Here is a 25,528-nt window from a genome sequence, read left to right as displayed (position 1 = left end):
CTATAGCGGCCCGAGGACCACGGTAATGACAGTCAGGACACAGACATACAGGGCGCAGTCGAACAAGGCTTCATGCCAGATCCAGCGCCCGGCCGGCACCAGGCTGAGCAACAGGCGCAGTGCGCCGGTCACCAGCAACGCCAGCACCACATAAATCAGGAACGGGCTGAGCAACACCCCGCCAATCGACCACTCACGCAAGCCCATGGCTGTGCTCCCGTCGTTCAGGTTCGTGCTGGCTGCACCAGGCGCGCCAGCTGTTTTGCAATTGCACCACCGCACCCTGGGCCAGCTTCAGTGCATCGCCGGGTGGCTGGGTCGACAACACGTTCAGGAACTCGGCGCTCGCCGGGGCCAGCGCATCGGCCTGGTCACCGGCCGGACCACGCTCGAGCACCTGCTCCAGCGCTTCGAAATAATGGCGCTGCGCCCGGGTATCGGGCACTTGGGCAACGGCCAGGCTCAGGCGCAAATGCAACAGCTCATCGCCGATGTCCAGGCCAAGCAAACCATCATCCCAACGGCTGCGCGACTGCACCGGCAGTTCAGGGTAATGCCTGGCGAGCTGCAACAGCCGATCGGCCATGCGTCCGCCGAACCAACTCTCGGCCCCCGGCAGGCGGCGATGGGTCAGGCGCACCAGATCGTGAAGGGTCGCGGCCAGCAGACGGCGGCTGTGCCAGGCCGGGTTGCGCAAAATCAGCAGATTGAAGGCCAGCACCGCAGCACCCACACCGATCATCATGGCCTGGGCGTTGTTGAAGAACGCCGCGACGTCGTATTTCATGGCATTGAGCGGTGAAATCAACACCACGAAATGCAGGCAGAACGACGTCGCCGTGGCGAAGATCTGCGGCTTGGCCATGCCCAATGCCCCGAAAAACAACGGCACGCCCATGGCCAGGCACAGCATCGCGAAACTGCTCCATTGCGGTAGCACGAGTTCGCCGATCACGAACGCCGTCGGCACGGCCAAAAAGATGCCCCGCAGAAAACTCATGCCGATCTGCGCGCCGTTTTCGCGACTGGCGAACAGGCTGCACACCACACATGTCAGTACCAGCGCACCCGATGCGGCGGGCCAGGCGGTCGCCAGCCAGAAACAGGCCACCGCCAGGAATGCCAGGGCGCTACGCGCACCGAAGACCATGGCCAGGGACAAGTCGCGATGGGGCGTCAAGGTGCGGGGTGGATCCGCCGCCTCCCTGCCCTCCTGCACCGCCGTCAAGGCGGCGCAGGCGGCCAGGGCGGTATCGAGCAACAAGGCGAACCGCGCCAGGCAGTAACTCTGCGCCGCGCTGATCTGCGGGTCGTGGGACGCATCCCATACCCGAGGGCGCAAGGCTTGCAGGGTCGCACTGTCGGCATCGAGGGCTTGCTGCACCTCGTTCATCCACGGCTGGAGCGCCACAGCTTCCTCAGGGTCAAGCTGCTTCCACTGCCGGCGCACCGAGCGCGAGATGCGCAGCAGCATCAGCAGTTTCTGGCTCAAGCCGCTGATGGCCCGGGCTCGCTGCCGACCACGGCTGCCTTCGAACCAGGCATGTTCGCGCTGGGCATCCACCGCGACGATCCTGCCCAGAATTTCCAGCAACCCTTTACGGGCCTGGGCATCGCCCGCCAGGGTCGCACGGGCTGCCTGCATGCCACTCTGCCAGGCAGCCAGGGCCTGACCGGCCAGTTGCCGCTCGACCCGCAACGGCCAGAGCAAGGCACTGGCCGCCGTGGCACAGACGATGCCCAGGCTGATCTCGGTGCAGCGCGCCACCGCTTGGTCGAACACCCCCAGCGGATGGGAAATGGCCGGCAAGGCAATGATCGCCACCGTGTAGCCGGCCAACACGAATGAATACGACCAGGCACTGCGCAGCAGCGTCGAACAGGCCGTGCACAGGCCCAGCCAGAGCGCCAAGGCCAGCAGAAACAACCAGGGTGCCTGGGCAAACAGCCCCATGAACACCACCGACATGACGGTGCCCACCAACGTGCCGACCAATCGCGCCAACCCTTTCTGCACCACCATCCCGGACAGTGGCTGGGCGACGATGATCGCCGTCATCAGCGCCCACGACGGCTGCTCCAATCCCCAGCGCAACGCCAGCCATAACGCCAGCCCGGCGCCCAGCACGGTCTTGATGGCGAACTGCACAGCGAGGCGGTCGGGGGCGAATAAGGCCTGGAAGGTAATGGGCACGCGAAAAACTCTTTGGGGGACGCAATAACGATAGATGCAATAAAGGGTGATGGGCGGCGCAATTATTAGCTAGCTAACTATTCGAGTCCAGAGCTGTTTGGCAGGAAATAAAACAAAAACGCCTTGTGGTGAGGGAGCTTGCTCCCGCTGGGTTGCGCAGCGACCCGCGTTTTGGGGCTGCTGCGCAGCCCAGCGGGAGCAAGCTCCCTCGCCACGGGTAAATCTTCGCCAAAAAAAACGCCAGGCAGGCTGGCGTTTTTTTGTGTTGGCTGCGTGTTTAACTCTGGGCACGCGCCTGGTTACGCAGAGCCTTGACCTGGTCATGGTTGCGTTGCACGCCATGGTACTGACGCTCAACCAGGTCACGAATGCCCACCAGGTTGTGCTTGTTGATCTTCTCGATGGCCTCTTTGTAAGCCTTGAGCGCATGGTCCTCGCCGCGCTCGGCTTCGTTGAGCACCGCTTCTTCGTCCTTGCCGGTGAACATGGATTTCACGTCTACCCAACGACGGTGCAGGTCACCGGCGACACTGGTGGACGTTTCCGGATCACCGCCCAACGAACGAACGGCGGCTTGCAACTCGGCTGCCGCGGTGGCGCAATCGGCGGAGCGCTGGACGAACAGCGTCTTGAGTTCTGGATGCTTGATGTCTTCAGCGCAGGTCTTGAACCCTTCCTGGCCATCCTTGCTGGTCTCGATCAGGTCGTTCAAGACGGAGATGGATTCTTTGTTGATGTCAGTCATTTTTCAGTTCCTTTGCTGGTGAATAAAAAACCTGCAAGGGATATTGCATCAGCCATGCCAGCCATCAATCCAAATAAAATAACTTAAAAATCAACCAGTTAATAAACAACCTGAAATCTGTATCCGCGCTATTTGCATGATCTGTCATTTGGCCTGCATGCAGAATGCCTGTATTTTCAAGGCAGGTTTGAATCAAGACGAATGCCATGAATCCGGAAAAGCTCGAGTTGCTCGTCACGCGTCAAATGCCCTTTGGTAAGTACAAGGGCCGAATCCTTGCCGACCTGCCGGGTCAATACCTGAACTGGTTCGCGCGCGAGGGTTTCCCCCACGGTGAACTCGGCGGTTTGCTGGCATTGATGCAGGAAATCGATCATAACGGTTTGTCCGACCTGCTGGACCCGCTGCGCGCCAAACATGGCCTGCCCAAACCTCGCCATTGACTGACTGAGACCCGCCATGCCCGAGAACACGCTGCGCGCCCACGATGAAGCCTTCTGGCGAACCTTTGTCGACCGCTACGACATCGATCCCAACGGGCCACTCAACCTGGAAAACGGCTACTTCGGACGCATGTCCCGCACCGTGGTGGAGGAATACCAGCGCAACATCGAGTTCATCAACCGCGGCAACTCGGTGTATGTGCGCCAGCAGTTCGACCGGGAACACGGCGAAGCCATTCGGCGACAGGTGGCCCGGCTGATCCACGCCTCCCCCAGAGCGTGGCGTTGGCCAACAGCGCGGTGGATGCCCTGCAAACCTTGATTCGCAACTACAACGGCCTCAAGCCAGGCGATCAAGTGCTGATCTGTGACGTGGAATATGCCTCGGTCAAAAGCGCCATGCGCTGGCTGGCTCGCCAACGTGGCGTGGAGGTGATCGAAATCGTCCACCAGCACCCCGCCAGCTTCGACAGCCTGGTGAGCACTTACCGCGAAGCGTTCATTCGCTACCCTCGCCTCAAGCTGATGGCGCTGACCTACGTCAACCACCTGACCGGGCTGGTGATGCCGGTCCAGGCCATTGCCGAGAACGCTCGGGAGTTTGCCGTCGATATCATCCTCGACGGTGCCCACGCCCTGGGCCAGATCGATTTCGACCTGAAGAAGCTCGGGATCGAATTTGCCGGGTTCAACCTGCAGAAGTGGATCGGCGGCCCGCTCTCCCAGGGTTTCCTGTACATCGCCCCGCAGCGGTTGGCCGACATCGACCCGGACATGGACGAAGACAACTACCCCGCCACCGACATCCGCTCGCGCACACCCCACAGCACGCCCAATATCCCGGCCTTGCTCACCCTGCCCCTGGTCTTCGAAGAACACCGCAGCCTGGGCGGCGCCTTGGCCAAAGGCCCGCGCCTCTGCTACCTGCGCGACCTGTGGGTGAATGCCGTGCGCGATGTACCGGGCATCGAGGTGATGACCCCGGATGACCGACGGCTCTATTGCGGTATCACGGCGATGCGCTTCACCAACCAGGCCGATCAACAGGCGATGGCCGCTCGATTGCTCGATGAGCATGGGATTTTCACCGTGGTGCGCCCTACCAGTGTCGGGCCATGCATCCGCATTACCCCAGGGTTGATTACCTTGGCGAGTGATATCGAGCGGTTGACCGAGGCACTGATCCATCTGAGTCGTACCTAGATCCCTGGCCACAGGAAATCTGTGCCAGCATAAAAACCCAGGCAAAAAAAAAACGGCGCGCCGACCAAGCGCACCGTAAAACCGTAGAACACCCAACGAGGTTCGGTAAAACAATCAGTCCAGCAGCGCCAAGGCCTCGGCGGTGCATTCCTGAATGCGGGCCCAGTCGCCGTTCTTGATCCACTCCGGATCAAGCATCCAGCTTCCGCCCACGCACATCACGTTTTTCAACGCCATGTAGCTCTTGATGTTGGCAGGGCTCACGCCGCCGGTCGGGCAGAACTTCACTTCGCCGAACGGGCCGCCCAAGGCCTTGATGGCCGCGACGCCACCGCTGACTTCGGCCGGGAACAGTTTGAAGCGGCGATAGCCCAGGCTGTAGCCTTCCATGATGCCCGAGGCATTGCTGATGCCCGGCAACAAGGGAATGGAGCTGTAGACGCTGGCTTCGAGCAGGTCACGGGTGATGCCCGGGGTGACGATGAACTGCGAACCGGCCGCCTCGGCGGCGTCCAGCATGTGGCGGTCGAGCACCGTGCCGGCGCCGGTCACCAGTTCCGGACGCTGCTCGCGCAGCACCTGGATGGCTTTGAGACCGTGTTGGGAACGCAACGTCACTTCCAGCGCCGTCAGGCCACCAGCGGCCAGGGCATCGGCCAGCGGCAGGATGTCCTGTTCACGGGCGATGGTGATCACCGGCAGGATCCGCGCCTTGGCGCAGAGGCTGTCGATCAGGGCAACTTTGTCCGCCATGGAAACGGTCGGGGATGGGTTTGTCATAGCGGCTGATCCTTGGTTCATGGGCACCAGTAAATCTCTAACGTAGGTTGCAAAAACGCACGGATCGGCATTTCGGCGACATCGTCACCTGCCACCGCAGCGTTCAGGGTGGTCAATTTCGACTGACCGGAAATCGACAACACTTTGTGTTGCGCCGAAGCCAGCAAGGCGCGGCTCATGGTCAAGCGCTGGTGCGGCACGGTCGGTGCCAGCATCGGCCAGCAGCGGCGTGCGCCATTGGCGTCCAGGGCTTGGGCCAGGTTCGGGCTGCCGGGGAACAGCGAAGCGGTATGCCCGTCATCGCCCATGCCCAATACCAGCACGTCGATGGGCGGCAGCTCGGCCAGCAAACGATCGGCCTGCTCGGCCGCCGCTTCCAGGTGAGCGCTGGCGCTGTAGAGGCTCAAGAACTGGGCCTTGGCCGCCGCACCTTGCAACAGGTAACGCTTGAGCAAGCCAGCGTTGCTGTCGGCGTGTTCAACCGGCACCCAGCGCTCATCGGCCAGGCTGACCACCACCTTGGACCAGTCCAGCGCCTGCTTGGCCAAGTGCTGGAAAAACGCCACCGGGCTGCGGCCACCGGACACCACCAGGGTCGCCGTGCCGCGGGCATCGATCGCATTGCGCAACTGCTCGGCCACGTTCAGCGCCAGGCCTTCGGCCAGCAGCACCGGGTTCTTGAATTCATGGGCGCTGACGCCCTGGGGCAGTTTCACTTCAGATATCGCCATACCATGACCTCCCATCCCGCGTGATCAGTGCAATGGAGCTCATCGGCCCCCAGGACCCCGCCGCATACGGCTTGGGCGCATCGCCGGATTTTTTCCACCCGGCAATCAACTGGTCACACCACGTCCACGCGGCTTCGATTTCATCTTTACGGACAAACAGGTTCTGATTGCCGTTCATGACTTCCAGCAACAACCGCTCGTAGGCATCGGGAATCCGTGCGCTGCGATAAGTGTCGGAGAAGTTGAGTTGCAGCGGACCGCTGCGCAATTGCATGCCCTTGTCCAGGCCCTGCTCCTTGGTCATCACCCGCAAGGAAATCCCTTCGTCCGGTTGCAGGCGGATGATCAGCTTGTTGCTGATCTGCAAACGCTGCTCGGGCGCGAAGATGTAGTGGGACGGTTCCTTGAAGTGGATGACGATCTGCGACAGCTTCTGCGGCATGCGCTTGCCGGTACGCAGGTAAAACGGCACCCCGGCCCAACGCCAGTTGCGGATGTCGGCGCGCAGGGCGACGAACGTCTCGGTGTCGCTCTGGGTGTTGGAATTGGGTTCTTCGAGGTAGCCAGGCACCGACTTGCCCTCGCTGTGGCCGGCGATGTACTGGCCGCGCACCACCTGGGTGGTCAAGCCTTCCGGGCTGATCGGCGCGAGGGCCTTGAGCACCTTGACCTTCTCGTCACGGATGCTGTCGGCGGACAAGTCGGCCGGTGGGTCCATGGCAATCAGGCACAGCAGCTGCAGCAGGTGGTTCTGGATCATGTCCCGCAGTTGGCCGGCCTTGTCGAAATAGCCCCAGCGGCCTTCGATACCGACCTTCTCGGCCACGGTGATTTCCACGTGGGAAATGTAGTTCTGGTTCCACTGGGTTTCGAACAGGCTGTTGGCGAACCGCAGGGCGATCAGGTTCTGCACCGTCTCTTTGCCCAGGTAATGGTCGATGCGATAGGTACGGTTCTCCGGGAAGAACTGCGCCACGGCGTCGTTGACCTTGCGCGACGACTCCAGGTCCGAGCCAATGGGTTTCTCCAGCACCACCCGGGTGTTTTCGCTCAAGCCGACCTTCGCCAGGTTCTCGCAGATCGCCCCATACACCGCCGCCGGGGTGGCGAAATAGGCAATGACCTGCTGGGTCGAACCGGCCACTTCGGCCAGGGCGACATAATCGTCGGCCTTGAGGAAATCCACGTGCAGGTAGGTCAAACGTGCCAGGAAGCGCTCGAGTACGGCTTCGTCCAGGTCTTTTTCGCCAACATAACGGCGCAGCTCGGCGGCGATGAATGCCAGGTGCTGCTGCTCACCGCCGGGCTCACGGGCCAGCGCGATGATCCGCGTGTCCTCGTGCAACAATTGGGCGCCATCGAGCTGGTACAGGGCAGGAAAGAGCTTGCGCAAGGCCAGATCGCCCAACGCGCCGAACAAGGCAAAGGTGCACGGTTCAACCGTAATCGAAGGCATGATGTTTGTTCTTTTATCAAGTTAAACTACAAATACCTTTTTTCAAGGTATCACTCAAGGAAAAATGTAGTAATAACCACAACATTTTTCGAAAATACCGATTCCGAGTGGTGGTCCGTCGGAGCCATCAGTAGGATAGGCCACCGCAAAGGGTCGTATCAAAGACCCGTCTTCCTAGGAATCTTGTATGGACCGCGTGCGAAACTTACTGGAACAGATCCAGAGTCGCCTTGAAGACCTGAACAAGGCCGAACGCAAGGTGGCCGAGATCATCCTGCTCAACCCGCAGCAGGCGACCCGCTTCAGCATCGCCGCCCTCGCCCAGGCGGCTTCGGTCAGCGAACCGACCGTCAACCGTTTCTGCCGCTCGTTCGGCGTCAGCGGTTATCCGGAACTCAAATTGCAATTGGCCCAGAGCCTGGCCAGCGGCGCCGCTTATGTCAGCCGCGCGGTAGAAGCCGATGACAACCCGGAAGCCTATACCCGCAAGATCTTTGGCAGTGCCATTGCCTCATTGGACAGCGCCTGCCAGGCCCTTGATCCCAATTTGATCAGTCGCGCCGTGGACCTGCTGATCCAGGCCCGGCAGATCCACTTCTTCGGCCTCGGCGCCTCCGCCCCGGTGGCCCTGGATGCCCAACACAAGTTTTTCCGCTTCAACCTGGCAGTGACCGCTCACGCCGACGTCCTGATGCAGCGCATGATTGCGTCGGTGGCCCATACCGGCGAGCTGTTCGTGATCATTTCCTACACCGGTCGCACCCGCGAGCTGGTGGAAGTGGCGCGCATCGCCCGGGAAAACGGCGCGTCGGTGCTGGGCCTGACTGCCGAAGGCTCGCCGCTGGCCAAGGCCAGCACCCTGAGCCTGAACATCCCCCTGCCCGAAGACACTGACATCTACATGCCGATGACCTCGCGGATCATCCAACTCACCGTACTGGACGTGCTCGCCACCGGCATGACCCTGCGTCGGGGCGTGGACTTCCAGCCGCATCTGCGCAAGATCAAGGAAAGCCTGAATGCCAGTCGGTATCCGGTGGGGGATGAGTTCAACTGATTCGATCCAGAATCCTCGCCGCCTGATCGTCCGTCATCGCGAGCAAGCTCGCTCCCACATGGGTTTTGTGTGGGAGCGAGCTTGCTCGCGATGGGGCCAGCAGCCTCACCCACCACCCTGCCCCCTGCATCAAGCCCCTACCCACGCCTGCAAACTCAAATGCGCCCGCTCCCCCGGCGCCAGGCACAGGCTGTCGGTACCGCCACTGGCCGCTTCGACACAGACGAATTCGCTGACCTCATCCCAACTCACCCCCAGCAACGGCCGCGTGCCGGGATGCCAGACCACGGTGTCGGCACTGTCGCCGGTGTCGATGCGCAATTCGCGCTGCCAGGCATGATCCTTGAGCTGCAATTCACCCTCATGCTGGAACACCCGCTGGCAGCCGCCCTCGACCCGCAACTCGCCTTCCTGCTGGCAAACCGCACGGCTCAACTGGTCATAACCCTGGGCACCTTCAAGCCCAGACAGCGCTACCTCACCGACGTCACCGATACGCCAATAGGCGTGCAAGGCCTGGCTCAACTGGCACGGCAGGCTGTCCTGGTGCTCGGTGCTCAAGCGCAGTTCCATGCGCTCACCCAGGTCGGCGTACAAGTCCACTTGCCAGTCGCACAATTGCAGTTGCCAGTGCAGATGCACACCGTCTTCATCACTGCGGCTGTCGAGCAGCTTCCAATCGATCAACCGCGCCCAACCATGGGACGGCCAGGCGTTTTCGCTGGGATGACGGCCATACCACGGCCAGCACACCGGTACTCCGCCACGGATCGCACCGACGTGTGGCCATTTGGCCGCGCACCACAACCAGGGCTTCTGGCCTCGCGGCTGGAAGTGCAGCAACTGCGCGCCCTGGCGACTGAACACCGCCTGGCACAATGGGTGATCGATCACCAACACATCGCGTTGCCGATAGCGCTCCCACGCGAATACCGGGCGTTCGCGCAAGGATCTGAAAAAGCGTTGTAGCGGATGCTCATGCATGGGCCGCGGTCCTGGAAATCATTCAATACTCAACTGTGTACGACTCTTCTTTTTTGTGGCGAGGGAGCTTGCTGTGGGAGCAAGGCTTGCCCGCGACGAAGCTGACGCGGTTTGCCCTGGAACCGAGGCGCCTGTGTCGCGAGCAAGCTTTGCTCCCACCGCAAGCTCCCTCGCCACAGGCTCCCCATGCACCCCAACGTGCTCCCCAAAAAAAAGCGGACAGCCTTGGCCGTCCGCAAATATGCGCACATAGAGAGGAGCTTATCGCAACAGCGTTAGAACACCGACTGAATTTTCAGGCCGGCCACCAGCGCGTTGTCGACTTCATCAACACCACCTGGGTGAGTGATGTACTGCAGGTTCGGACGCACGGTCAGCCAGTTGGTCACGTGGAAACCGTAGTTGACCTCGTAGTTGTACTCGGTGTCACGCAACGGCGCGAACAGCGGATTATCGTAGTCGCTGACGCCATTGGCGGCGTTGACCAGTTCAGAGTTTTTCTTCACATCTTCGTTGACATGGATCCGGGAGAAACCGATGCCGACATCGTCTTTTGGACGTGCATCGAACGGTCCCTTGTACACGAACATCAGCGACTGGTAGTTGTCGACGACGTTGGTTTCCTTGTCATGGAAGGTGGCGTTGGCCGCGATGTTCAGGCCGCGCGAAGCATCACCGTTGTGGGTAGTGAGTTGTTGTTGCGCGACGAACCAGTAGCCGTCCTTGCTGCTGTGGCTGCGATAGGCGTTGCCGGTGGTCGCGGCGTCGTTGCCATTGTCGTCCTCACGGACGTCATCGGCCTTGGCCGTACTTTTGTAGTAACCGACACGGTACTCGCCCGGCAGGCTATTGATGTTGGGTGACCAGACCAGCTCGACGGGAATGAGGGTACCCTTGGTACCGCTGCCGCTGAGCTTGTAGCGGTTCTTGTTTTCCAGTTGCGAAGGGTTCTGGTTGTACGCACCGATTTGCACATAGAGCTCAGGCGTGAGGTTGTATTTGACGCGAATCGCCGCCTGCATGATCGGCCAGTTGTACCAGATGCCGGTCGCCCAGTTACCCGCTTGTGAACCGCAGAACGCCAGGTTCTGGAACTCGCACGGGAAGGTGTTGAAGTCTTCGCCCTCACCGAAGTAACCGGCTTTGACATCCAGTTTGCTGTCGAAGTATTTCTGTTTGATCCACAACTGGGTCAGACGAGTGGTTTGCCCACGCCCCCAGACTTCCTGGGAAGAACTGAGGGTACCGGCACGTGGATCACCAATACGGTCGTTGGAGATGTTGCGACCGTCACGCCGGGTGAACTGGATCTTGGCTTCCGTATCGCCCCAGCCCGCCAGCTTCTCCAGATCGAGCGCGACGCCCAGGCCAAACTGCTGGGACCAGCGCGCGGTCTTGTCATCGTTGTAGCCGCCGTGGAGGTTGGCACCCATCTCCCCGACAAAGTCAGCCTTGATATCGATACCTTGCTCGATCAGCTTGGTCCGTTCACCGCCCCAATCGCCCGTCATCCACTTCGAGTCGGCGCTGAACGCGTCGGCTGCGTGTGCGCTACCGGCCAGCATCATCGCCGCAACGGCTGACAACTGGCAGATAAGCTGGGCGTTGTTTTTCTTTTTCATCCCTACATCCTCGTCTTTATTTATTGTTATTAACTGTTTTTATCTAACGCGGTTTACAACGATTGCGGCGAATGTCCCCATCCACCGCATACTCCTTTCCTGTGGGAGCGAACCTGTTCCCACACTTATTCTTCACCGCCCCTTGAACTGCGCTACGTTTGCAGTCCGGGCATCTGTTTGCGGCTGGCCGGCCACGCCCAGGCGTTCGCCGGACTGGGCATCGAACAGCAGCACTTTCGATGGATCGAATTGCAGCGTCAGGGTCTCCCCGACTTGCGGCGCCACGTCGGGTGCCAGGCGGCAGCAAACCTTGGTGTCGTTGAGGCTGACGAACACCAGGGTGTCCGGCCCGGTAGGCTCGGTGACCTGCACTTCGGCGCGAATGGTCGGCAAGCCATTGGGCTCGCTGCCCGCCAGCATGATCTGCTCCGGGCGCATGCCCAGGATCACTTCGCGGTCTTCCAGGCCCGCGTCCTGCATGCCCATCGGCAGTTCGCAACGGGCCTGGCCGCTGTCGAGCAGCGCCAGCAGGCGACCGTCCTTGCGTTGCAGGCGCAGCGGGATGAAGTTCATCGGCGGCGAACCGATGAAGCTCGCCACGAACAGGTTGGCCGGGTTGGTGTAGATGTCTTTCGGGGTGCCGAATTGCTGGATGATCCCGTCCTTCATCACCGCCACTTTGTCGCCCAGGGTCATGGCTTCGATCTGGTCGTGGGTCACGTAGACCGTGGTGGTCTTCAGGCGCTGGTGCATCAGTTTCATTTCAGTGCGCATCTCGACCCGCAGCTTGGCGTCGAGGTTGGACAGCGGTTCGTCGAACAGGTAGATCTTCGGCCGCCGCGCCAGCGCCCGGCCCATGGCCACGCGCTGTTGCTGGCCGCCGGAAAGCTGGCCGGGCTTGCGATTGAGCAGGTGCTCGATCTGCAGCAACTTGGCCACGCGGTTGACTTCTTCGTCGATGGCCGACTGGTTCATCTTGCGGATTTTCAGGCCGAACTCGATGTTCTCGCGCACGCTCATGGTCGGGTACAGCGCGTAGGACTGGAACACCATGGCGATGTCACGATCCTTCGGGCTCATGCCGCTGACATCCTGGTCACCGATCATGATCGCGCCGCCGGTAATGGTCTCCAGGCCGGCGATGCAGTTCATCAGCGTCGACTTGCCGCAGCCCGAAGGTCCGACGAGGATCAGGAACTCACCGTCCTTGATCGACAACTCGATGTTCTTCAGGGTGTCCGGCAGGCCGGCACCATAGGTCTTGTTTACGTTGCGAAGTTCAAGCGTTGCCATGATTACCCCTTGACTGCGCCGGCCGTCAGGCCGCGCACGAAATACTTGCCTGCGACCACATAGACCAGCAGGGTCGGCAGCCCGGCGATCATCGCCGCCGCCATGTCCACGTTGTATTCCTTGGCCCCGGTACTGGTGTTGACCAAGTTGTTCAGCGCCACTGTGATGGGCTGCGAATCACCGCTGGAGAACACCACGCCGAACAGGAAGTCGTTCCAGATCTGCGTGAACTGCCAGATCAGGCACACCATGATGATCGGGGTGGACATCGGCAGGATGATCCGCCGGAAGATGGTGAAGAAACCCGCACCGTCCAGTCGCGCCGCCTTCACCAGTGCATCGGGAATGCTCACGTAGTAGTTACGGAAGAACAGTGTGGTGAACGCCAGGCCGTAGACCACGTGCACGAACACCAGGCCCGTGGTGGTGCTGGCCAGGCCCATCTTGCCGAGGGTGAACGAGGCCGGCAGCAGGACCGTCTGGAACGGCAGGAAGCACCCGAACAGCAACAGGCCGAAGAACAACTGCGAACCGCGAAAGCGCCACATCGACAACACGTAGCCGTTCAAGGCACCGATGGCGGTAGAGATCAGCACCGCCGGGACGGTGATCTTGATCGAGTTCCAGAAGTAGCCGTCCACCGTGGCCCAGGCCTTGACCCAGCCGATGCCGCTGACCACGGTCGGCCAGCTCAGCAGGTTGCCGGTGCTGATGTCTTCCGGCGTCTTGAAGCTGGTCAGCAACATGACCACCAATGGCACCAGGTAAAGCAGTACGGCGAGGATCAGCACCGCGTAGATCGCGATGCGACTCAGGCTGATGGAAGGTTTGGCAGCGAGACTAGTCATGACGCTTGGTCCTCAGCTCGGAGTACAGGTAAGGCACGATGATTGCGAGGATCGCACCGAGCATCAGGATTGCGCTGGCCGAACCCATGCCCATCTGGCCGCGACTGAAGGTGAAGGAATACATGAACATCGCTGGCAGGTCGGAGGAATAACCCGGGCCACCGGCCGTCATCGCCGCCACCAGGTCGAAGCTCTTGATCGCGATGTGCGCCAGGATCATCACGGCGCTGAAGAACACCGGGCGCAGGCTCGGCAGCACCACTTTCCAGTAGATGCGCGGCATGCTCGCGCCATCGATTTGCGCGGCACGGATGATCGATTGATCGACACCCCGCAGGCCGGCCAGGAACATCGCCATGATGAAGCCCGAGGCCTGCCACACCGCCGCGATCACCAGGCAGTACACCACGCGGTCCGGGTCGATCAGCCAGTCCAGGCGGAAGCCTTCCCAACCCCAGTCACGCAACAATTTGTCCAGGCCCATGCCCGGGTTGAGCAGCCATTTCCAGGCCGTACCGGTGACGATCATCGAGAGCGCCATCGGGTACAGGTAAATGGTGCGGATGAAACCTTCGCGACGAATGCGCTGGTCGAGAAACACCGCCAGCAGCACGCCGATCACCAGGGTGATGCCGATGAACATGCCACCAAAGAGCACCAGGTTCTTGCTCGCCACCCACCAGCGGTCGTTGTCCATCAGCCGGGCGTATTGCGCCAGGCCGGCCCATTTGTAGTTCGGCAAGAACGTCGAGGTGGTGAACGACAGGACGAAGGTCCACAAGATATAGCCATAGAAGCCCACCAGAACGATGAACATGCTCGGCGCCAGCACCAGTTTCGGGAGCCAACGCTGTAATGCATCGAACGGCGAGGCCTTGCTGAACACAGCGACAGAACTCATGGGAAGATCCAAAACAAGGTTACAAGGGCATCCCTTTGTGGGAGCGAGCTTGTGTGGGAGCTGAGCGTGCTCGCGATGAAGGCGCCTCGGTCTTTCTAATGACCGCGTTATCGTTCATCGCGAGCAAGCTTTGCTCCCACAGACTCGCTCCCACAAGGGACCGCGGCGCAAATTACTTGGCAGACTGAACCGCTGCGCCCAGTTTCTTGGCAGCATCGGCCGGGTCGGCTTTCGGGTCGTTGATGTAGTTGGTCACCACGTCAAAGAACGCACCCTGTACCGCCAGCGTGGTCGCCATGTTGTGCGCCATGCTCGGTTGCAGGCCGCCGGACTTGGCGTCCGTCAGGAAGTCCTTGGCCGCGGTCTGGGCGCAGGAATCGAAACCGTACTTGGCCATGTCGCCCAGCATGTCGTTGCGCACCGGGATCGAGCCTTTGTTGATGCTGAAAACTTTCTGGAAGTTCTCACCCAGCACGACCTTGGCGATATCCTGCTGGCCGGCCGCGGTGCCCGCGTCCTTCTGCTTGAACACCGCCAGGGAGTCGATGTTGTAGGTGAAGGCCTTGTCGGTGCCCGGGAAGGCCACGCACTCGTAGTCCTTGCCGGCGACTTTCTTCGCCGCGGTCCACTCGCTCTTGGCCCAGTCACCCATGATCTGCATGCCGGCCTTGCCGTTGATGACCTTGGCCGCTTCCAGGTTCCAGTCCTGGCCCTTGCCATCGGCGTCCATGTAGGTCGCGACTTTCTTGAGTTCGGTCAGGGCCTTGACCATTTCCGGACCGGTCAGGGCCTTGTTGTCCAGGTCGACCAGGGCCTTCTTGTAGCCATCTGCACCCATCACCGAGAGCACCACGGCTTCGAACACAGTGCTGTCCTGCCAAGGCTGGCCACCGTGGGCGAGCGGAATGAAGCCCGCGGCCTTGAGCTTGTCGCCGGCCGCGTAGAATTCTTCGAGGGTGGTCGGGTTCTTGGTGATACCGGCTTTCTTGAAGACTTCCGGGTTGATCCACAGCCAGTTGACGCGGTGGATGTTCACCGGCACGGCGACGTAGTCACCGTCGTACTTCACGGTATCGGAGACTTTCTTGTCGAGCAGGCTGTCCCACTTCTCGGCCTTGGCAACGTCCTTGAGGATGTCGGTGTCGAGCAGCCCGGTGGACGCCCATTCCTGGATGTCCGGGCCCTTGATCTGGGCGACACCCGGTGGGTTGCCGGCCACGGCACGGCTCTTGAGCACGGTCATGGCAGTGGAACCGCCACCACCGGCGACAGCGCCGTCCTTCCAGGTAAAGCCGTCTTTCTCTACCTGGGCCTTGAGCACATCGACCGCGGCTTTTTCACCACCCGACGTCCACCAGTGGACGACTTCCACGGAACCTTTGGATTCGGCGGCAAGGGTAGTGACAGGGAAGGCTGCGACGGGAAGCAGGGAAGCAAGAGAAATGACAGTAGCGAGGCGAGAAATCGCATTCATCTAGAATTACCTTTCTTGTTGTTATGCATGCAAGTCTGGTGCTTGCGCTGCATGGATTCTAATCAGAGGGAATCCCTTCGCAGGTAACGAAGGGACGTGCAAATGTCACGACATGGTTACACAGGCGCTGGGCTGGATAACCGCGCCAGGGCTGACGCCATGCTCGGTGCCAGGGGCAGGCGCGGGATCAGGACCGCCTGCCAGGCGTGATACAGGTCCGGCTTGCCCGGCCAGATATCGGCGCTGGGACGGTTTTGCGGATCGAGCTCGTGATGCCAGCTGCCGTTGCAGCGATCGATGAAATGTTTGTCGCAGAATTCCCAGAAGCACCGGTACCAGGCTTCGTACTTCGCCTCGTCGGTACGTTTGAGCAAGGCGCTGGCAGCCGCCGCCGCTTCGGCGTGGACCCAATGCAGGCGGTGGCGAACCACGGCGCGGTTGTCCCAGTCCAGGGTGTAGACAATGCCCGGCGCGCCATCGACGTCCCAGCCATGGCGGCAGTTCTGGTCGAAGAGTTTTTGCGCGTCCTGGGCCAGCCATCCCGGGGTCAGCATGCCGATCTGGACCCGTGCGGCTTCAAGGTGCAGCAGCAGCCGCGCCCATTCGAAACCGTGGCCGGGGGTGGTGCCATAGGGGCGGAAACCATCGGCAGGATTGTCCTGGTTGTATTCGCGCAGCGGCTGCCAGTGGCGGTCGAAATGCTCCACCACCAGGTAGTCGTTGGCGGCGGCATGGCCGTGGATCACCCGCTCGACGATACGCAGGGCACGAACCAGCCAACGAGGATCGTCGGTGGCATCGGCCAGGGCCAGGAAGGCTTCAGTGGCGTGCATGTTGCTGTTGGCGCCGCGATAGGCCTCTTCCTCGCTCCAGTCGCGGTTGAAGGATTCGCGCAACGCGCCCTCCTCCTCACACCAGAAATGCTCATCGATGATCCGCACCGCTTCGTCCAGCAACGCCGCAGCGCCAGGACGCTGGGCCACCACTGCGGAACTGGCCGCCAGGGCAACGAATGCATGCAGGTAGGCCGCCTTGCCAGCACCGTCTTCATCAGGCCGCGTCGTGGCGAACCAGCCACCGTGCTCGGCGTCGCGCAAACGGCCATTGAGTGCCTGGATGCCGTGGTCCACCAACTCGGCAAAACCCGGCAGGCCCTGGATGTGAGCCATGGCGAAGCTGTGGGTCATGCGCGCGGTGTTCATGGTTTCGGCCCGGGCATCGGCCGGCAGGCGCCCAAGCTCATCCAGGTTGCCAAAGCCGTCCGGCAGCTTCGAGGCCTTGGCGAACGCCAGCAGCCGCAAGCCTTCGGCGGCAAGCCATTGCTGGTGGGCAGGGGCATTCAGCCAACTGCTGAAGGCCGGTTGGAAGGTGTCCATCGGGGTACCTTTTTTGTTGTTTTGACGCAGGGAGTCTAAACAAGGGATGGCGGGTGGCAGGTAACGAAAGGGGCGAGCTATGTCACCGACTCGTGACATTTGACTGGGAGAGATGGGTTGGGACGACTGGCGTCATCGCGAGCGAGCTCGCTCCCACAGGGGTTTTGTGAACGCCGAAGATCCCGTGTGGGAGCGAGCTCGCTCGCGATGAACGATGACGCGGTCTGATCAATCCACACTGCGAGGCAACTGCAAGGTCACCCGCAACCCACCCTCACGCAGGTTTTGCAGGCTCACCTCCCCCCATGGCTGTGGGCGATGTTGCGGGCGATGCCCAAGCCCAGGCCATAGCCCTGCTGTTGCCCGGCGAGGCGGAAGTGCGGTTCGAAGACTTGCTCCAGGCGCTGCTCCGGCACACCCGGCCCTTCGTCGTCGACGTGCAGGATGAACGCGGTTTCATCGTCATCGATGTGCAGGTGGGCGTTCTGTCCGTATTTCAAGGCATTGTCGATCAGGTTGCCGATGCAGCGCTTGAGGGCCAGCGGCTTGCCGGGATACGGCGCCAGCGCCCGGCCATCCTGGGTCACCCGGCCGTTGCCGTTGGGCGCCAGGTAGGGTTCGACCAGGCAATCGAGCACATGGTTGAGGTCCACCGGCTCGATGTTTTCGTGGATGTCGGTGTCCTTGACGCATTGCAGCGCGCCTTTGACCAGCAGCTCCAGCTCATCCAGGTCACGGCCGAACTTGGCTTGCAGGTTTTCGTCCTCCAGCAGCTCGACCCGCAGCCGCAATCGAGTGATCGGTGTGCGCAAGTCGTGGGAAATCGCGCTGAACAACTGGCTGCGCTCCGTCAGGTAACGGCTGATGCGTTCGCGCATGGCATTGAACGCTCGCCCCACTTCCACCACTTCGCTGCCACCGCCCTCGGCCACCGGTTCCACTTCGGCCCCCAGGGACATGTCGCGCGCGGCCCGGGCCAAACGCTTGAGGGGCCGGCTCTGCCAGTGCACCAGCAAACCGATGAACAGCAACAACAGGCTGCTGGTGAGCACGATGAAACCGACCTGTTGCTTGGGCAGGTCTTGTTCTTCGAGGCTGGTGTAGGGTTCGGGCAGCAACGAGGCGATGTACAGCCATTCCCCCGGCGCCATCTGGATCTGCGTGACCAGCACCGGCGGATTCACCGGTTCCAGCGTCAGGGCGTAGTGGGCCCACGAACGGGGCAGTTCATCGAGCTTGAGCCCGGCGTTGAAAATCCGCAGGTCGTCGGGGCTGACAAACGTCACCGAGATGTCGGCGTTAGTGCCCAAGGAGCGACGCAGCACTTCATCCACGGCCTTGAGCACCGCCTGCTTGCGCGGCGTCACCGGCAGCACGTCCATGCCCAGGGGCTTGTCGTTGAGGGTGACGACGAACCGCGTACCGCCCATGCTGCGCAGTTGGTCCAGCACCAATGGCCGGTACGCCACCGGCAGCGAACGCAAGTAACTGACGCTGGCGGTCATCGAATGGGCCAGGCTACGGGCGCTGGTGATCAGGCCTTCGAGCTGGGTGGCGCGCAGTTGCGAGACCCAGATCAGGCTGGACAGGGTCTGGGCGAACAACACCACCAGCAAGGTCAGCAGTAGCATGCGGCCCAGCAACGAGCGCGGTACCGGTACCCGCCGGGCGATTTTCCTGATCCAGTCAATGCCCATTGCTGGCAACCACACTGGCCGCCAGTTGATAACCGCTGCCACGCACCGTGCGAATCAGCCGCGGTGGTTTGTCGGTGTCACGCAGGCGCTGGCGCAGGCGACTGACCGCCATGTCGACGATCCGGTCCAGGGGCATCAGCTCACGACCACGGGTCGCATTGCCGATGGTGTCGCGGTCGAGGATTTCCTGGGGATGATCGAGAAACAGCTTGAGCAGGGCGAAGTCGGCGCCGGAGAGAATCACTTCTTCACCGTCGGTGTGGAACAGCCGATGGCTGACCATGTCCAGCCGCCATTCATCGAAGGCCAGCACTTCACCGCCGGAGCGCTCCTGGCCGAATTGCGCCCGGCGCAGCAGCGCCTTGATGCGCGCCTGCAACTCACGCGGGCTGAACGGCTTGCCCAGGTAATCATCGGCGCCCAGCTCAAGGCCGATGACCCGATCGGCCTCGTCGGAACTGGCGGTGAGCATGATGATCGGCACATGAGCCTGGCGTGGGTGCTGGCGAACCCAGCGGCAAAGGCTGAAGCCGTCTTCATCGGGCAGCATCACATCGAGGATCACCAGGTCGCTCGGCGCATCGTTAAACGCCTGGCGAAACCCGGCGCCGTCGGGCGTGGTCCGCACCTGGAACCCCGCACGGCTGAGGTAGGTGTCCAGCAGTTCGCGAATCTCCTGGTCGTCGTCGACCAACAAAATCGATTTGTTTACTGAACTCACGGGCCTCGTCCTTGTTGTTTGGATTGGGGCGATTATGCCTGATGGACAAGGCCTACAAACACACCACAAAAACTCTGTGGGAGCGAGCTTGCTCGCGATAGCGGTGCAACAGTCAACCTCAATGGCGACTGCCACTCCATCATCGCGAGCAAGCTCGCTCCCACAGGGGTGGGGTACCTATCGAACCTTAGGCGGCGGATTGCTCCAACGCCACGCCGGCGCCCATCAGGCCGGAGTATGGCGCGGTCACCAGCCAGACCGGAATGCCCTTGAAGTAATCGCTCATGCAACCCTTGTCGGCGAAGCAGCGGGCGAAACCGCTTTCGAGGAAGAAATCGGCAAAACGCGGGACCACGCCACCGACGATGTAGACGCCGCCGCGTCCGCCCAGGGTCAACACGTTGTTGCCGGCCACGCGCCCCAGCCAGCGGCAGAACTGCTCGAGCACTTCCAGGGCGATGGGGTCGCCGGCCAAGCCGGCCGCGGTGATGGATTCGGGGGTGTCGAGTACCGGCACATGGCCGTCCACTGCGCAAATGGCCCGGTACACCCGAGGCAAACCGCTGCCGCTCAAGGCGGTTTCGGCGCTGACGTGGCCGATCTCGTTGTAGATGTGCTGCCACAGCTGGGTTTCCCGCGGGCTGCTCATGGGCAGGTCGACATGGCCGCCCTCCCCCGGCAACGCGGCGAAACGGCCCTCACCCAGGTCCAGCAGCGTGCCGACGCCCAGCCCGGTGCCCGGCCCGATCACCACCGCCGGACGCATCGGCTCCGGGGTGCCTTCGCACACGACCCGGTACTCATCGGGACGCAAGCAGGTCATGCCCAAGGCCATGGCCGAGAAGTCGTTGACCAGCAACAGCTTCTCCACCTGCAGGGTCTTGCAGAACGCCAGATTGCTCAGGCGCCAGTGATTGTTGGTAAAGCGAAACTCATCGCCGCTCACGGGACCGGCCACCGACAGGCACACCGAACCGATGGCGCCCGGTTTCAGGCCCAGACCGCCCAGGTACACCTGGATGGCATCTTCCGGGCAGGCGTAATCCGCCGTTGCCAGCACCTGGATGTTTTCCAGGGTGTGGTCTTTCCACAGCGCGAAGCGTGCGTTGGTCCCACCGATGTCACCGACCAAAGCCAGTTTCAATTAAGCGTCTCCAGGGCAGAAGTGAAGGCGCTGGCGCCCTGCTCCGCCGAGCTGAAGGCCATGCGCATGAAACCGAACAGCTCGCGACCAGTGCCGATGTTGTTGCCCAACAGGCCCTTGGCCGGCGTGCGCGCGGCGAATTCCTCGGCGTCCACCTTCAATTCCAAGGTGCCTTTGACGCCATCGACACGGATGATATCGCCCTCCTGCACCCGGGCCAACGCACCACCGACATAAGCTTCGGGGCTGACATGAATGGCCGCCGGGATTTTCCCCGACGCGCCGGACATGCGCCCGTCGGTCACCAGCGCCACTTTGAAGCCACGGTCCTGCAAAACACCCAGGAATGGCGTCATCTTGTGCAGCTCCGGCATGCCGTTGGAGCGCGGGCCCTGGAAGCGCATCACCGCGACAAAATCCTTTTCCAACAGGCCGGCCTTGAACGCGTCCGCCAGGTCCTGCTGGTCCTGGAAGACCATGGCCGGGGCTTCGACAATCTGGTTTTCCAGGGCCACGGCCGAGACCTTCATCACCCCACGACCCAGGTTGCCTTCCATCACGCGCAACCCACCTTCTGGCGAGAAGGCGCGAGCCACCGGACGCAGGATGTTTTCGTCGAGGCTTTCGATCGGGCCGTCGCGCCACACCAACTCGCCATCCTCCAGGAACGGTTCCTGGGTGTAGCGGCTCAGGCCATGACCGAGCACGGTGTTGACGTTTTCATGCAGCAAGCCGGCTTCCAGCAACTCACGGATCAGGAACGACATGCCGCCGGCCGCCTGGAAGTGGTTGATGTCGGCCTTGCCGTTCGGGTAGACGTGGCTCAGGGTCGGCACCACCTCGGAGAGGTCGGCCATGTCTTGCCAGGTCAACTGGATACCCGCTGCCATGGCGATGGCCGGCATGTGCAGGGTGTGGTTGGTGGAACCGCCGGTGGCGTGCAGCGCAACGATGGAATTGACCAGCGAGCGCTCGTCGACGATTTCGCCGATAGGCATGAAATTGCCACTTTGCTTGGTCATGCGCGTCACCTGGAACGCCGCTTCACGGGTCAGGGCATCGCGCAGCGGCGTGTTCGGGTTGACGAACGAGGCGCCCGGCAAGTGCAGGCCCATCACTTCCATCAGCAACTGGTTGGTGTTGGCGGTGCCGTAGAAGGTGCAGGTGCCGGGGCTGTGGTAGGACTTCATCTCCGATTCCAGCAGCTCTTCGCGGGTGGCCTTGCCTTCGGCGTAGCGCTGGCGCACGTCGGCTTTTTCCTTGTTGGAAATGCCCGAGACCATCGGCCCGCCTGGCACGAAGATCGTCGGCAAGTGACCGAAGCGCAGCGCGCCCATCATCAGGCCCGGGACGATCTTGTCGCAGATGCCGAGCATCAGTGCGCCGTCGAACATGTTGTGGGACAGCGCCACAGCCGTGGAGAGCGCGATCACTTCGCGGCTCGGCAGGCTCAGTTCCATCCCCGCCTCGCCCTGGGTCACGCCGTCGCACATCGCCGGCGTGCCTCCGGCGAACTGGCCGACCGAGCCAATCTCGCGCAGGGCTTTCTTGATTTGTTCCGGGAAGGTTTCGTAGGGCTGGTGGGCCGAGAGCATGTCGTTATAGGACGACACGATGGCGATGTTGGCGGCGTTCATCATCCGCAGGTGGTGTTTGTCTTCGGTGCCGCAACCGGCCACGCCGTGAGCGAAGTTGGCGCACTGCAGCTTGCCGCGCATCGGACCGTCGCTGGCGGCATCACGGATCAATGCAAGGTAAGCCTGACGCGTGGCGCGGCTGCGGGCGATAAGCCGTTCGGTGACCTCAAGAACGCGGGGATGCATGTGTAGAACTCCAGGCTAACGGGTGTGGCGACCTGATTGTCTATGCTGGTCAAAAGCCCGCTGCGCGCTGTGTGGAAGGCGAGGCGACAGACGGTTTTTGACCATTCGGACCAGTTGATTCAGGTCACTCGTTGTAGATAAAACAAAATATTGCCACTAAAAAGGCTTGTTTTCTATTTTTATGCGAATAATCTTGTAATTCCAACAACAAATCGACGGCGGCGCAGTTAATGACTCTTCGAATCGCAATCAATGGTTTTGGCCGCATCGGCCGCAACGTCCTCCGTGCACTGTATACCCAAGGCTATCGTCGCGACCTGCAGATCGTCGCCATCAACGACCTGGGCGACAGTGCAATCAATGCCCATCTGCTCAAGTTCGACACCGTGCATGGCACCTTCGACGCCGACGTCCAGCACGATCACGAAAGCCTGACGGTCAATGGCGACCGCATCTCGGTCAGCGCCATCCGCAACCCGGCCGAACTGCCTTGGGCGGCCGAGAAGATCGACGTTGTGTTCGAATGCACCGGTCTGTTCACCGACCGCGCCAAGGCCGCCGCCCACATCAGCGCCGGCGCCCGCAAGGTGATCATCTCGGCCCCGGCCAAGGGCGCCGATGCCACCGTCGTGTATGGCGTGAACCACGACATCCTGCGCCAGTCCCACCAGATCATCTCCAACGCTTCGTGCACCACCAACTGCCTGGCCCCGGTGGCCCAGGTGCTGCACCGCGAGCTGGGCATCGAAAGCGGCCTGATGACCACCATCCATGCCTACACCAACGACCAGAACCTGACCGACGTCTACCACAGCGACCCGTACCGTGCTCGCTCGGCCACGCAGAACATGATCCCGAGCAAGACCGGCGCCGCCGAAGCGGTGGGCCTGGTGCTGCCGGAACTGGCCGGTAAGCTGACCGGCATGGCGGTGCGCGTACCGGTGATCAACGTCTCGCTGGTGGACCTCACCGTGCAGCTCAAGCGCGAAGCGTCGGCCGAGGAAGTCAACGAACTGCTGCGCCAGGCCAGCCAGCATTCGAAGATCCTCGGCTACAACACCCTGCCGCTGGTCTCCAGCGATTTCAACCACAACCCGCTGTCGTCGATCTTCGACGCCAACCACACCAAGGCCAGCGGCAAGCTGCTCAAGGTACTGGCCTGGTATGACAACGAATGGGGTTTCTCCAACCGCATGCTGGATAACTGCCTGGCGTTGTGTAACGCCGAATAACTGACACGGCAGTATTGAGCCTTTCTGTGGGAGCGAGCTTGCTCGCGATAGCGGTGTATCAGCCAACATCGATGGCGACTGACACGCCATCATCGCGAGCAAGCTCGCTCCCACAAGGGTTCACACTCGTGAAATGAATCAAGGCTTGACCCGCAACGTAGATGATAAGCATTATCATCCACTCGAACCGGATCGGGCCCTACCGTGAGTCAATCGCGCTTTCATCACGTCTTCCTCGCCCAGCGCACGCCGCTGCTGCGCACCCTCGAGCGCATGGTCAGCAACCCCAGTACCGCCGAAGACCTGCTTCAGGAAACCTACCTGCGTGTCACCCGTGCACTGGCCGAACGCACGGTCGAGCACCTCGAACCCTTTGTTTTCCAGACCGCCCGCAACCTGGCGCTGGACCATTTGCGTGCCCGGCGCATCCAGGCCCGAACCCTGCTGGATGACGTGCCGCTGGAAGTCGTCCAAAACGTCGTCGCCCCCCAGAGCAGCGCCGAGGACGCCGCCCATGCCCAGCAACTGCTCGAGCGCCTGAATGTCAGCCTGCAGGCCCTGAGCCCGCGACAACGGCAGATCTTCATCCTCAACCGCCTGCATGGCCACAGTTACCAGGAAATCGCCGAACGGCTGAGCGTGTCCCTGAGCACGGTGCAAAAGGAACTGAAACTGATCATGGCGATCTGTGTGGGTGTGGCTGAACGCAGTCTATAGTTTCACGTTGCGCACAGGCTTGCCTCCTACTGCCTGCGGCTTGTAGCTTGTGCTGGCCGCTAATACGAGAACCCACCGTGACGGACAACTCCCCTTCTCCTGCGCCGACGCCGGAAACCGCCCATGCCATGGAGCAGGCGCTGGACTGGCTGATCCTGCTGGACAGCCCCAGCGAGGAACAGACGCGGCAGTTCCAGGCCTGGCTGGCGGCCGATCCACGTCATGGCGAGGCCTTCGCCCGGGCCCACGCGATCTGGAATGGCCCACAGGTGATGGCCAGTGCCCGTCGACTTGAAACCGCGCCCAAGGTCACCGCGCTGTCGCGCCTGCGTGCCCACTGGAAACCCCTGGCCACCGCCGCCGTGTTGTTTCTCGGCCTGTTCAACTTCAGCGACCTGCCCCTGCGCTTGCAGGCCGATCACCTGACCGTGGTCGGTGAACGCCAGCGCCTGCAATTGGAAGACGGCTCCAAGGTTCTGCTCAACACCGACTCGGCGTTCTCCAGCACGTTCAACGAACAACGGTACGTGGCCCGCTTGTACAAGGGCGAGGCCTTCTTCGAAGTCCCGGGCAACCGTACCCTGCCGCTGGAAATCGACGCCGGCCCGGTCACCGCCAGCGTCAGCGACACCACGTTCGCCGTGCGTTACCTCGACGGCGTGGCCCAAGTCCAGGTGCAGCGCGGTGATGTGGATCTGCGGGCCAACCGCAACGACACCCATGTGCGGCTGTCGGCCGGAGAGAGTATCCGCATCGGCCCCAATGGCTTCGACCGCCCGGCCCGTCTCGATGCCAACACCGACCTGGCCTGGGTCCAGGGTCGGCTGGTGTTCGAGAACCGGCCGCTGAGCCAAGTACTGGCCGAGCTGCGCCGCTACTACCCCGGCTGGATCATCAACAGTAACGAACAGCTGGCCAATGTCGCGGTGACCGGCAATTACCGCCTCGATCAGCCGCTGGACGTGGTCCGCTCCCTGGCCCATATCACCTCGGCGCGGCTTCAGGAATTCCCAGCGCTGGTGATCTTGAACTAAATGAGAATTATTTTTACTCGATAGGCTCCGCTGGTTCGTCTCGTTATAGCCAA

At 61.7% G+C, this 25,528-nt stretch carries 21 protein-coding genes and 2 pseudogenes; 6 read left to right on the top strand and 17 right to left on the bottom strand.

Annotated elements, in window-relative coordinates; all coding sequences use genetic code 11:
• The 3 genes from ACZ5M5_RS06940 to ACZ5M5_RS06930 all read right to left on the bottom strand — a co-directional run bounded on the left by ACZ5M5_RS06940 (position 1) and on the right by ACZ5M5_RS06930 (position 2,939).
• Positions 1–207: a DUF1656 domain-containing protein gene (locus ACZ5M5_RS06940; RefSeq protein WP_003198565.1), complete on the bottom strand. Its 207-nt coding sequence runs from the start codon at positions 205–207 to the stop codon at positions 1–3.
• Positions 194–2,194 carry an FUSC family protein gene (locus ACZ5M5_RS06935; RefSeq protein WP_464738812.1) on the bottom strand — a complete coding sequence of 667 codons (2,001 nt, stop codon included), beginning with the start codon at positions 2,192–2,194 and terminating at the stop codon, positions 194–196. The genes ACZ5M5_RS06940 and ACZ5M5_RS06935 overlap by 14 nt, the downstream gene beginning before the upstream one ends.
• A gap of 277 nt (positions 2,195–2,471) precedes the next feature.
• Positions 2,472–2,939, bottom strand: coding sequence for a ferritin-like domain-containing protein (locus tag ACZ5M5_RS06930; protein WP_060738860.1), 468 nt, complete (start codon positions 2,937–2,939; stop codon positions 2,472–2,474).
• 206 nt (positions 2,940–3,145) lie between these two features.
• On the opposite strand from ACZ5M5_RS06930, the gene ACZ5M5_RS06925 reads away from it, so the two are divergent.
• Both ACZ5M5_RS06925 and ACZ5M5_RS06920 read left to right on the top strand, forming a co-directional pair.
• Positions 3,146–3,382 carry a DUF3820 family protein gene (locus ACZ5M5_RS06925; protein WP_060738861.1) on the top strand — a complete coding sequence of 79 codons (237 nt, stop codon included), beginning with the start codon at positions 3,146–3,148 and terminating at the stop codon, positions 3,380–3,382.
• Between the two features lie 16 nt (positions 3,383–3,398).
• A pseudogene (locus tag ACZ5M5_RS06920) lies at positions 3,399–4,585 on the top strand (aminotransferase class V-fold PLP-dependent enzyme).
• A 114-nt stretch (positions 4,586–4,699) separates the two neighbouring features.
• On the opposite strand, the gene ACZ5M5_RS06915 reads toward ACZ5M5_RS06920, so the two are convergent.
• The 3 genes from ACZ5M5_RS06915 to zwf are packed head-to-tail and all read right to left on the bottom strand — an operon-like array spanning position 4,700 to position 7,552.
• Positions 4,700–5,365 (bottom strand): bifunctional 4-hydroxy-2-oxoglutarate aldolase/2-dehydro-3-deoxy-phosphogluconate aldolase, encoded by a 666-nt coding sequence (locus ACZ5M5_RS06915; protein ID WP_060738863.1) that lies wholly within the window; start codon positions 5,363–5,365, stop codon positions 4,700–4,702.
• Between the two features lie 17 nt (positions 5,366–5,382).
• Positions 5,383–6,096, bottom strand: coding sequence for a 6-phosphogluconolactonase (gene pgl / locus ACZ5M5_RS06910; RefSeq protein WP_103310900.1), 714 nt, complete (start codon positions 6,094–6,096; stop codon positions 5,383–5,385).
• Complete coding sequence (gene zwf / locus ACZ5M5_RS06905; RefSeq protein WP_464738811.1) at positions 6,083–7,552, bottom strand: glucose-6-phosphate dehydrogenase; 1,470 nt, start codon at positions 7,550–7,552, stop codon at positions 6,083–6,085. Before zwf ends, pgl begins: the two co-directional genes overlap by 14 nt.
• 196 nt (positions 7,553–7,748) lie before the next feature.
• On the opposite strand from zwf, the gene ACZ5M5_RS06900 reads away from it, so the two are divergent.
• Positions 7,749–8,609 (top strand): MurR/RpiR family transcriptional regulator, encoded by an 861-nt coding sequence (locus tag ACZ5M5_RS06900; protein ID WP_170842276.1) that lies wholly within the window; start codon positions 7,749–7,751, stop codon positions 8,607–8,609.
• Positions 8,610–8,738: 129 nt separating this feature from the next.
• On the opposite strand, the gene ACZ5M5_RS06895 is transcribed toward ACZ5M5_RS06900, so the two are convergent.
• The 11 genes and pseudogenes from ACZ5M5_RS06895 to edd all read right to left on the bottom strand — a co-directional run bounded on the left by ACZ5M5_RS06895 (position 8,739) and on the right by edd (position 22,492).
• Positions 8,739–9,593: a D-hexose-6-phosphate mutarotase gene (locus tag ACZ5M5_RS06895; protein ID WP_464738810.1), complete on the bottom strand. Its 855-nt coding sequence runs from the start codon at positions 9,591–9,593 to the stop codon at positions 8,739–8,741.
• Between the two features lie 275 nt (positions 9,594–9,868).
• Positions 9,869–11,215: a carbohydrate porin gene (locus ACZ5M5_RS06890; RefSeq protein WP_464738809.1), complete on the bottom strand. Its 1,347-nt coding sequence runs from the start codon at positions 11,213–11,215 to the stop codon at positions 9,869–9,871.
• A gap of 132 nt (positions 11,216–11,347) precedes the next feature.
• Entirely contained in the window at positions 11,348–12,508 is a 1,161-nt protein-coding gene (locus ACZ5M5_RS06885) for an ABC transporter ATP-binding protein (RefSeq protein WP_060738868.1), read from the bottom strand.
• A gap of 2 nt (positions 12,509–12,510) precedes the next feature.
• On the bottom strand, positions 12,511–13,356 hold the full coding sequence (locus ACZ5M5_RS06880) for a carbohydrate ABC transporter permease (protein WP_003198539.1): 846 nt from the start codon (positions 13,354–13,356) through the stop codon (positions 12,511–12,513).
• The gene (locus ACZ5M5_RS06875) at positions 13,349–14,257 is read right to left on the bottom strand and encodes a carbohydrate ABC transporter permease (protein ID WP_060738869.1); all 909 of its coding nucleotides are present in this window, start codon (positions 14,255–14,257) and stop codon (positions 13,349–13,351) included. Before ACZ5M5_RS06875 ends, ACZ5M5_RS06880 begins: the two co-directional genes overlap by 8 nt.
• Positions 14,258–14,429: 172 nt before the next feature.
• Positions 14,430–15,731, bottom strand: coding sequence for an ABC transporter substrate-binding protein (locus tag ACZ5M5_RS06870; RefSeq protein ID WP_060738870.1), 1,302 nt, complete (start codon positions 15,729–15,731; stop codon positions 14,430–14,432).
• Between the two features lie 116 nt (positions 15,732–15,847).
• The gene (locus ACZ5M5_RS06865) at positions 15,848–17,107 is read right to left on the bottom strand and encodes a D-mannose isomerase (protein WP_464738808.1); all 1,260 of its coding nucleotides are present in this window, start codon (positions 17,105–17,107) and stop codon (positions 15,848–15,850) included.
• A 228-nt stretch (positions 17,108–17,335) separates the two neighbouring features.
• Positions 17,336–18,804, bottom strand: a pseudogene (locus ACZ5M5_RS06860) (ATP-binding protein).
• The gene (locus ACZ5M5_RS06855) at positions 18,794–19,525 is read right to left on the bottom strand and encodes a response regulator (protein WP_060738873.1); all 732 of its coding nucleotides are present in this window, start codon (positions 19,523–19,525) and stop codon (positions 18,794–18,796) included. The pseudogene ACZ5M5_RS06860 and the gene ACZ5M5_RS06855 overlap by 11 nt, the downstream one beginning before the upstream one ends.
• A 187-nt stretch (positions 19,526–19,712) precedes the next feature.
• Entirely contained in the window at positions 19,713–20,669 is a 957-nt protein-coding gene (locus ACZ5M5_RS06850) for a glucokinase (protein WP_060738874.1), read from the bottom strand.
• Entirely contained in the window at positions 20,666–22,492 is a 1,827-nt protein-coding gene (edd, locus tag ACZ5M5_RS06845; protein WP_060738875.1) for a phosphogluconate dehydratase, read from the bottom strand. Before edd ends, ACZ5M5_RS06850 begins: the two co-directional genes overlap by 4 nt.
• Before the next feature lie 230 nt (positions 22,493–22,722).
• Between edd and gap the strand changes: the two genes are divergently transcribed.
• From gap to ACZ5M5_RS06830, 3 genes are all read left to right on the top strand, one after another.
• Positions 22,723–23,724, top strand: a complete 1,002-nt coding sequence (gap, locus tag ACZ5M5_RS06840) for a type I glyceraldehyde-3-phosphate dehydrogenase (RefSeq protein ID WP_047228368.1) — start codon at positions 22,723–22,725, stop codon at positions 23,722–23,724.
• A 204-nt stretch (positions 23,725–23,928) separates the two neighbouring features.
• Positions 23,929–24,441, top strand: coding sequence for an RNA polymerase sigma factor (locus tag ACZ5M5_RS06835; RefSeq protein WP_060738876.1), 513 nt, complete (start codon positions 23,929–23,931; stop codon positions 24,439–24,441).
• Positions 24,442–24,569: 128 nt separating this feature from the next.
• Positions 24,570–25,475 carry a FecR family protein gene (locus ACZ5M5_RS06830; protein WP_103308805.1) on the top strand — a complete coding sequence of 302 codons (906 nt, stop codon included), beginning with the start codon at positions 24,570–24,572 and terminating at the stop codon, positions 25,473–25,475.
• Positions 25,476–25,528: the final 53 nt, after the last annotated feature.

It is taken from the genome of Pseudomonas sp. Van50, from assembly GCF_055390755.1.
The sequence above is the reverse complement of the archived record's forward strand: the minus strand, read 5'-3'. Positions and strand labels throughout refer to the sequence as shown.

Coding starts and splice junctions, on each gene's coding strand:
- ACZ5M5_RS06940 (WP_003198565.1), bottom strand. CDS start 207: ATGGGCTTGCGTGAGTGGTCGATTGGCGGGGTGTTGCTCAGCCCGTTC.
- ACZ5M5_RS06930 (WP_060738860.1), bottom strand. CDS start 2,939: ATGACTGACATCAACAAAGAATCCATCTCCGTCTTGAACGACCTGATC.
- ACZ5M5_RS06925 (WP_060738861.1), top strand. CDS start 3,146: ATGAATCCGGAAAAGCTCGAGTTGCTCGTCACGCGTCAAATGCCCTTT.
- ACZ5M5_RS06915 (WP_060738863.1), bottom strand. CDS start 5,365: ATGACAAACCCATCCCCGACCGTTTCCATGGCGGACAAAGTTGCCCTG.
- pgl (WP_103310900.1), bottom strand. CDS start 6,096: ATGGCGATATCTGAAGTGAAACTGCCCCAGGGCGTCAGCGCCCATGAA.
- zwf (WP_464738811.1), bottom strand. CDS start 7,552: ATGCCTTCGATTACGGTTGAACCGTGCACCTTTGCCTTGTTCGGCGCG.
- ACZ5M5_RS06895 (WP_464738810.1), bottom strand. CDS start 9,593: ATGCATGAGCATCCGCTACAACGCTTTTTCAGATCCTTGCGCGAACGC.
- ACZ5M5_RS06890 (WP_464738809.1), bottom strand. CDS start 11,215: ATGAAAAAGAAAAACAACGCCCAGCTTATCTGCCAGTTGTCAGCCGTT.
- ACZ5M5_RS06885 (WP_060738868.1), bottom strand. CDS start 12,508: ATGGCAACGCTTGAACTTCGCAACGTAAACAAGACCTATGGTGCCGGC.
- ACZ5M5_RS06880 (WP_003198539.1), bottom strand. CDS start 13,356: ATGACTAGTCTCGCTGCCAAACCTTCCATCAGCCTGAGTCGCATCGCG.
- ACZ5M5_RS06875 (WP_060738869.1), bottom strand. CDS start 14,257: ATGAGTTCTGTCGCTGTGTTCAGCAAGGCCTCGCCGTTCGATGCATTA.
- ACZ5M5_RS06870 (WP_060738870.1), bottom strand. CDS start 15,731: ATGAATGCGATTTCTCGCCTCGCTACTGTCATTTCTCTTGCTTCCCTG.
- ACZ5M5_RS06865 (WP_464738808.1), bottom strand. CDS start 17,107: ATGGACACCTTCCAACCGGCCTTCAGCAGTTGGCTGAATGCCCCTGCC.
- edd (WP_060738875.1), bottom strand. CDS start 22,492: ATGCATCCCCGCGTTCTTGAGGTCACCGAACGGCTTATCGCCCGCAGC.
- gap (WP_047228368.1), top strand. CDS start 22,723: ATGACTCTTCGAATCGCAATCAATGGTTTTGGCCGCATCGGCCGCAAC.
- ACZ5M5_RS06830 (WP_103308805.1), top strand. CDS start 24,570: ATGGAGCAGGCGCTGGACTGGCTGATCCTGCTGGACAGCCCCAGCGAG.